Origin of the sequence: Actinomadura logoneensis, from assembly GCF_003428695.1 — a bacterium.
Classification (GTDB): Bacteria; Actinomycetota; Actinomycetes; order Streptosporangiales; family Streptosporangiaceae; genus Spirillospora; species Spirillospora logoneensis.
Genome location: NZ_QURH01000331.1, coordinates 21,081 through 27,644 on the forward strand (window position 1 = coordinate 21,081; position 6,564 = coordinate 27,644).

The 6,564-nt window shown below is 76.0% G+C and carries 6 protein-coding genes and 1 pseudogene; 3 read left to right on the plus strand and 4 right to left on the minus strand.

Annotated features, from left to right (window positions below; genetic code table 11):
* Positions 1-97 precede the first annotated feature (97 nt).
* Both DZF91_RS21355 and DZF91_RS21360 read left to right on the plus strand, forming a co-directional pair.
* Complete coding sequence (locus DZF91_RS21355) at positions 98-1,585, plus strand: aldehyde dehydrogenase (protein WP_199486782.1); 1,488 nt, start codon at positions 98-100, stop codon at positions 1,583-1,585.
* Positions 1,582-2,295, plus strand: a complete 714-nt coding sequence (locus DZF91_RS21360) for a gamma-glutamyl-gamma-aminobutyrate hydrolase family protein (RefSeq protein ID WP_117359224.1) — start codon at positions 1,582-1,584, stop codon at positions 2,293-2,295. Before DZF91_RS21355 ends, DZF91_RS21360 begins: the two co-directional genes overlap by 4 nt.
* A gap of 53 nt (positions 2,296-2,348) precedes the next feature.
* On the opposite strand, the gene DZF91_RS21365 is transcribed toward DZF91_RS21360, so the two are convergent.
* Entirely contained in the window at positions 2,349-3,026 is a 678-nt protein-coding gene (locus DZF91_RS21365; RefSeq protein ID WP_117359225.1) for a type 1 glutamine amidotransferase, read from the minus strand.
* A gap of 230 nt (positions 3,027-3,256) precedes the next feature.
* Here DZF91_RS21365 and DZF91_RS21370 point away from each other — a divergent pair, with 230 nt between their 5' ends.
* Complete coding sequence (locus DZF91_RS21370; RefSeq protein WP_117359226.1) at positions 3,257-4,297, plus strand: LLM class flavin-dependent oxidoreductase; 1,041 nt, start codon at positions 3,257-3,259, stop codon at positions 4,295-4,297.
* Between the two features lie 95 nt (positions 4,298-4,392).
* Here DZF91_RS21370 and DZF91_RS21375 read toward each other — a convergent pair whose 3' ends face one another.
* From DZF91_RS21375 to DZF91_RS21385, 3 genes and pseudogenes are all read right to left on the minus strand, one after another.
* Complete coding sequence (locus DZF91_RS21375) at positions 4,393-4,599, minus strand: ferredoxin (RefSeq protein WP_117359227.1); 207 nt, start codon at positions 4,597-4,599, stop codon at positions 4,393-4,395.
* Between the two features lie 5 nt (positions 4,600-4,604).
* Entirely contained in the window at positions 4,605-5,942 is a 1,338-nt protein-coding gene (locus DZF91_RS21380; RefSeq protein WP_117359228.1) for a cytochrome P450, read from the minus strand.
* A gap of 350 nt (positions 5,943-6,292) precedes the next feature.
* A pseudogene (locus tag DZF91_RS21385) lies at positions 6,293-6,564 on the minus strand (acetyl-CoA carboxyl transferase); the annotation flags it as partial.

A 6,564-nucleotide genomic window follows, 5' to 3' on the forward strand; every position in this document is an offset into this window, starting at 1 on the left:
TGATGCCAAACAAGTTTGCGGACGGGAGTGACGGGGGTCAACCCCCACCCCTAACATTCGGGACCAAATGACCACCCCCGGACCCCGAGGAGGGACCGTGTCCGAGGTCTCCTACGAGGAGTGGCGCGCGCGGGCCGGCCGGCTCGCGCCGGCGACCGCCCACCGCATCGGCGGGGCCGACGCCCCGCAGTCCCCCGGCGACGCCTTCGACCTGGTCTCCCCCCGGGACGGCGAGGTCCTGGCCCGCGTCCCGGCCGCCGGGAAGGACGAGGTGGACCGCGCCGTCGCCGCCGCCCGCCGCGCCTTCGACGAGGGCCCCTGGCCGCGCATGAGGCCCGCCGAGCGCAAGGCCCACCTGCTGCGCTGGGCCGACCTGGTCGAGCGCGACCGGGCCGAGCTCGCGCTGCTCGTCTCGCTGGAGATGGGCAAGCCGATCGCCGAGGCCGACGGCATCGAGCTGCGCGCGGTGATCAACGGGCTGCGCTGGTACGCCGAGATCGCCGACAAAGGCCTGGACGAGGCCCCGCGCACCGCCCCCGGGTCGCTGGCGCTGGTCACCCGCGAGCCCGCCGGGGTCGTCGCGGCCGTCGTCCCGTGGAACTTCCCGCTCACGATGGCCGTCTGGAAGCTCGGACCGGCGCTCGCGGCGGGCTGCACGGCCGTCCTGAAGCCCGCCGAGGAGTCGCCGCTGTCGGCGCTGCGGCTCGCCGCCCTCGCCGACGAGGCGGGCCTGCCGCCGGGCGTCCTCAACGTCGTCAACGGGCCGGGCGAGGTCACGGGCCGCGCGCTCGGCGAGCACCCGGGCGTGGACGTCCTGGCGTTCACCGGGTCCACCGAGGTCGGACGGCACTTCCTGCGCTACGCCGCCGACTCCAACCTGAAGCGGGTCTGGCTGGAGCTGGGCGGCAAGTCCCCCAACATCATCCTGCCGGACGCGCCCGACCTGGACGCCGCCGCCGACACCGCCGCCTGGGGCATCTTCTTCAACGCCGGGGAGATGTGCACCGCGCCGTCCCGGCTGCTCGTCCACCGCGACGTCGCCGACCGGGTGGTGGAGCGGATCGTCGCGCGGGCGTCCGCGATGCGCGTCGGCGACCCGCTCGACCCGGCGACCGAGATGGGTCCGCTGGTGTCGTCCCGGCACCGCGACCGCGTGCTGTCCTACACCGACGCGGGCCGTGCCGAGGGCGCGTCGCTGCTGGTCGGGGGCTCGGCGATCGACCGTCCGGGGCACTTCGTCGAGCCGACGGTGTTCGGGGGCGTCACGCCGTCCATGCGGATCGCGCGCGAGGAGATCTTCGGCCCGGTGCTGTCGGTGCTGACCTTCACCGACGCCGACGAGGCCGTGCGGCTCGCCAACGACACCGACTACGGCCTCGCCGCCGCCGTCTGGACGTCCGACCTGTCCGCCGCGCACCGGATCTCCCGCGCGCTGCGCGCCGGGACGGTCTGGGTGAACTGCTACGAGGAGGGCGACTACAGCGTCCCGTTCGGCGGCGTGAAGCTGTCCGGGCACGGACGCGACAAGTCCCTGCACGCGCTCGACAAGTACACCGACCTCAAGACCACCTGGATCGAGCTGTGAGCGCCGCGGCGCCGGGCCTCCGGCCGCTGATCGCGCTGCCCTGCCGGTTCTCCGAGTCGGCGTCCGCGCTGCGCTACCGGGCCGAGGTGACCGCGCGGGCGCTCGCCGAGGCCGTGTGGCGCGGCGGCGGCGAGCCGTTCATGATGCACCCGGCCGACCCTGGGGACGTGGCGTCCCGGCTGGCGCGCTGCGACGGCGTCCTGCTGCCGGGCGGCGGCGACCTGCACCCACGGCACTACGGCGTGGCGGACGAGCACGAGACCCTCTACGACGTGGACGACGAGCAGGACGCGTTCGACATCGCCGTGGCCCGGCACGCCCTGGACACCGGCCTGCCGCTGCTCGCGGTCTGCCGCGGCCTCCAGGTGGTGAACGCCGTGCGCGGCGGGACGCTCCGCCAGCACATGGAGCCGGACCACCGGCACGTCGTCCACCCCGTGACCGCCGCGCCCGGCTCGCTGCTCGCCAAGGTCACCGGCGGGGCGGAGCTGACCGCCTCCTGCTACCACCACCAGGCGGCCGAGACCCTGGGCGAGGGCCTGGTCCCGGTCGCGCACGCGGCGGACGGCACGGTCGAGGCCGTGGAGCTGGACGGCGCGCGCGGCTGGTTCCTCGCCGTCCAGTGGCACCCGGAGGACACCGCCGCGACCGACCCCGTCCAGCAGGCGATCTTCACCGAGCTGGCCGAGGCCGCCGCCCGCCGCGCCTGACCGTCCTTCCGGCCCGGCCGTTGTTGGGCCGGCCGGGCCGGAACGACGGGCGGTTAGACGGTGGCGACGCGGGTGAGGAAGGCGTCGAGGAGGCCGTCCATCAGGGCGGCCGTCTCCCCGGCCCGGTCGTTGACCTCGGCGAGGACGGCGGCCGGGTCGTGCCCCGCCGCGCGCAGGATGGCGGTGCCGCCGCCCGCGAGCCACTGCTCCAGCAGCGGCGCGTTGATCTCGGGGTGGAACTGGACGCCCATCGACCGGCCGAGGGTGAACGCCTGCGGCGCGGAGTCGGTGCGGGCGATCGTGCGGGCGCCGGGCGGGGCGATCCACCGGTCGTCGTGGAACTGGAACCACGGGCCGGTCGGCACGAGCTCGGCGTCGTCGGTGTCCACCTTGACGAAGCCGTGCTCGGAGTAGGCGGCGCGCTCGGTCCGGCCGCCGAGGGCGGTCGCGAGGAGCTGGCCGCCGAAGCAGATCCCGAACACCGGGACACCTGCCTCGTGCGCGTCGCGCAGCAGCGCGAGCTCGGGGGCGATCAGCGGCGCGCTCTCCGGCGCGTGCGCGGACCAGGCGGAGCCGAGCGGCGCGATCAGGTCGAACCCGCGGGGGTCGGGCAGCTCGGCCCCGGCCTCCCGCACCACCCGCACCTCGCACTCCCAGCCGCGCTCGGCGAGCGCGAGCTGGAGCCCGTCGGCGGGGGCGGACGACTGGTGCTGGATGATCAGGGCGCGCATGGAGCACATCGTACGGCCCCGAACGAAGTACAGACCAGGGCATCCCGGGCGTCCTTTCGCCCGCGTCCGGCCCGGCGGCGGCCCCTGCGGCCGTCCGCCCCCGCGCCGCTGACCGGGGCCTCGGCTCGGCTGGACGTCGCCGGGGCATCGGCGGGGCGTCGGCGGAGATGTGAGCAGGGACGCCCCGGCGGGCGGGAAGACGGCGCGGCGGGCGCGGGTTGGGACTGAGCATGAGTCTCCCGTTCTCCGTGCTCGATCTCGCGCCGGTCGCGTCCGGCTCCACGTCCGCGCAGGCGCTCCGCAACACGCTCGACCTCGCCCGGCACGTCGAAGACCTCGGCTACCACCGGTACTGGCTCGCCGAGCACCACCGGATGCCGGGCATCGCGTCCTCGGCGACGGCGGTCGTGATCGGGCAGGTCGCGGCGGCCACGTCGCGGCTGCGGGTCGGGTCCGGCGGGATCATGCTGCCCAACCACGCGCCGATGGTGGTGGCCGAGCAGTTCGGCACGCTGGAGGCGCTGTTCCCGGCCCGGATCGACCTCGGCCTCGGCCGGGCGCCCGGCACCGACCCGGCGACCGCGCGGGCGCTGCGCCGCACGCCGGACGCGCTCTCGGTGGACGACTTCCCCGAGCAGGTGCACGAGCTGCGTGCCTACTTCGAGGACGGCGGGACCGTCACCCCCGCGGCGGGCAACCGGCCGCCCGTCTGGCTGCTCGGCTCCAGCGGCTACAGCGCGCAGCTCGCCGGGATGCTGGGCCTGCCCTTCGCGTTCGCGCACCACTTCAGCGCCGAGAACACGCTGCCCGCCCTGGCCCTGTACCGCGAGTCGTTCCGGCCTTCCGCGGACGGCCTGTCCGAGCCCTACGCGATGATCGCCGTCTCGGTGACCGCGGCGGCCGACGACGCGACGGCCGAGCGGCTGGCCCGCCCGCAGGCGCTGTCGTTCCTGCGGCTGCGGCAGGGCCGTCCGGGGCTGCTGCCGTCCCCGGAGGAGGCCGACGCCTACCCGTACACCCCGCTGGACCGCGAGGTGATCCGCTCCCGGCAGGACGCCCAGGTCGTCGGCGGTCCGGAGACCGTCCGGCGGAAGATGGACGCGCTGATCGAGGCGACGGCCGCCGACGAGGTCATGGTCACCACGATGGTCCACGACCACGCCGACCGCCGCCGCTCCTACGAGATCCTGGCCGGCCTGTACGACCTGCCCGCCGAGGCTCCGGTGTCCGGCGGGGCCGGGCGGCAGGAGGCGGGCGCCGCCCGCGGCTGACCCCTCCGCGCAGCCGTCCCCTCCGCGCGGCCGTCCCCTCTGCGCCGCCGTTCCGTCCGCGCGGCCGTTCCGTCCGCGTCGGCCGTCCGCGGGCGTCAGGAGGGCGGGTCGTCCGTCAGCGTCAGGACGGCGTTCGGGCACATCCGGACGGCCGTCCTGACGCTCTCCCCCTGCGCCTCGGACGGCGTGCCGGTCAGCAGGACGACCGTGCCGTCCTCGTCGGACTGGTCGAACACGTCCGGCGCGTGCAGCACGCACTGGCCCGCGCCCAGGCAGCGGTCGCGGTCGGCGGTGACCCGCATGGCGGTCACTCCTTCCAGGACACCGGCAGCCGGTGCACGCCGTAGATGGCCATGTCGTGCCGCATCGGGATCCGGTCCGCCGGGACGGCCAGGCTCAGTTCCCGCAGGCCGTCGAACAGGACGGTGAGCGCGATCCGCATCTCCACGCGGGCGAGCTGCTGGCCGAGGCACTGGTGGATCCCGTGCCCGAACGCGACGTGCTGCGACGGCGGCCTGGTCACGTCCAGCTCGTCCGGACGGTCGAAGTGGCCGGGGTCGCGGTTGGCGGCGGGCAGGGAGAGCACCACGGTCTCGCCCCGGCGCACCCGGCGCCCGTGCAGGACGACGTCCTCCCGGGCGACCCGGGTGGTGCCGAACTGGATGATCGTCAGGTAGCGCAGCAGCTCCTCGACGGCGCGGTCGGCCGCGTCCCGGCGCTCCCGGAAGACCGCCAGCTGGTCGGGACGGGTGATGAGCGTGAGCGCGCCCAGCGCGAGCTGGTTCGCGGTGGTCTCGTGCCCGGCGACGAGCAGCAGCCGGCCGATGCCGCACAGCTCGGCGTCGGTCAGGTCGTTGTCGCCGGTGACCAGGGCGCCGAGCAGCGCGTCGTCCGGCTCGCGGCGCTTGGCGGCCACCAGCTCGCGCATGTAGGTCGTGAGCGCGTCCCTCGCCGCGCGGACCTCGTCGTCCGACGTGGTGAGGCTGAGCGCGGCGGCGGCCCAGGCGTGGAAGCGGGCGCGGTCGGCGTACGGGACGCCGAGCAGCTCGCAGATCACCAGGGACGGGATCGGCAGCGTGTACGTCGGCACGAGGTCGGCGGGCGGCCCGGAGGCGCGGAGCGCGTCGAGGTGGGCGGTGGCGATCCGCTCCACGCGCGGCGCGAGGGCCTGCATGCGGCGGGTGGTGAAGTACGGCGTGAGCATCCGGCGGAGCCGGGTGTGCTCCGGCGGGTCCATGGTGACCAGCACGCCGGGGCGGTCCTCGGCCCGGAACTCGGGCCGCCGCACCGGGGAGGACGCGCCGATCCGGTCGGCGCTGAACCGGCCGTCGGCGAGGACGGCGCGGACGTCCTCGTGCCGGGTGAGCAGCCAGCCGCGCGCGCCGTCCGGGAACGCCAGCCGGGTGACCGGCCCCTCGTCGCGGAGCAGGCCCAGCTCGGACGGCGGGTCGAACGGATGGTCCCGGCGCGTCGGCAGGATGGTCACCGCGGCGTCCTCGCCGTCCAGCACGGCCGTGGTCGTGGCAGGGCCGGAGGCCGCCGCGTCGGAGACCGCCGGGTCGGAGGCCGGCCCTTCCCGGGTCACCGGGTCGGAGGGCGCCGGGTCGGGGATCGGAGCGGAGGCGGGGGGCCGGGAGGCGCGCATGGGAGGTCCCTTCCTCGGCGATCGCGCTGGGCGAGTCGCGCTGTGCCGCCTGCCCCGGCGGACGGCTGCCTGAGTCTCGCGGACGACCCGCCGGAAGGGCGGCCTCACACCAACCGAAAATAGAACCGTTCCCCTCCTCGCGCGACCGTCCGGCGTATTCGGACCGTCCGGAATGTGGGCGCGCCTGCCCACCCCCGCCCGACCGGCGTGACGACCGGCCAGAGCGCGCGTGCCCGAGCGCGACCGCCGGTCGCCCAGCCGCGGGACGCCCGGACGTGGGACCGCGAAGGGGCGGCCCGTACGTCGGGAGTCCGAGCGCGACGGCCCCAGGACCTGCGGGACCTGCGGGATCAGTCGGCGGGGCGGCGGGCGTAGCGTCGGCTGCGTCCGGCCGGATCGGCACGCAGCGCGGGCAGCTCGGCGGCGAGGACGGCCGCCACGCGCGCGCAGAACGCCTCCGGCTCGTCGGCCGCGTCCGGCTCCTCGGGGATGATCGCGTCGACGATGCCGTCCGCCCGCAGGTCGACTGCGCGGACGCGCTGCGCGGCGGCCAGCTCGGGCGCCCGGTCCGGCGTCCGGTGGACGATCCCGGACGCGCCCTCCGGCGGCAGCGGCGCCAGCC

Excerpts from the sequence above, each read along its gene's own strand:
- DZF91_RS21365 (WP_117359225.1), bottom strand. The coding sequence starts at position 3,026 with ATGCGCGCCCTGATCATCCAGCACCAGTCGTCCGCCCCCGCCGACGGG.
- DZF91_RS21370 (WP_117359226.1), top strand. The coding sequence starts at position 3,257 with ATGAGTCTCCCGTTCTCCGTGCTCGATCTCGCGCCGGTCGCGTCCGGC.
- DZF91_RS21375 (WP_117359227.1), bottom strand. The coding sequence starts at position 4,599 with ATGCGGGTCACCGCCGACCGCGACCGCTGCCTGGGCGCGGGCCAGTGC.
- DZF91_RS21380 (WP_117359228.1), bottom strand. The coding sequence starts at position 5,942 with ATGCGCGCCTCCCGGCCCCCCGCCTCCGCTCCGATCCCCGACCCGGCG.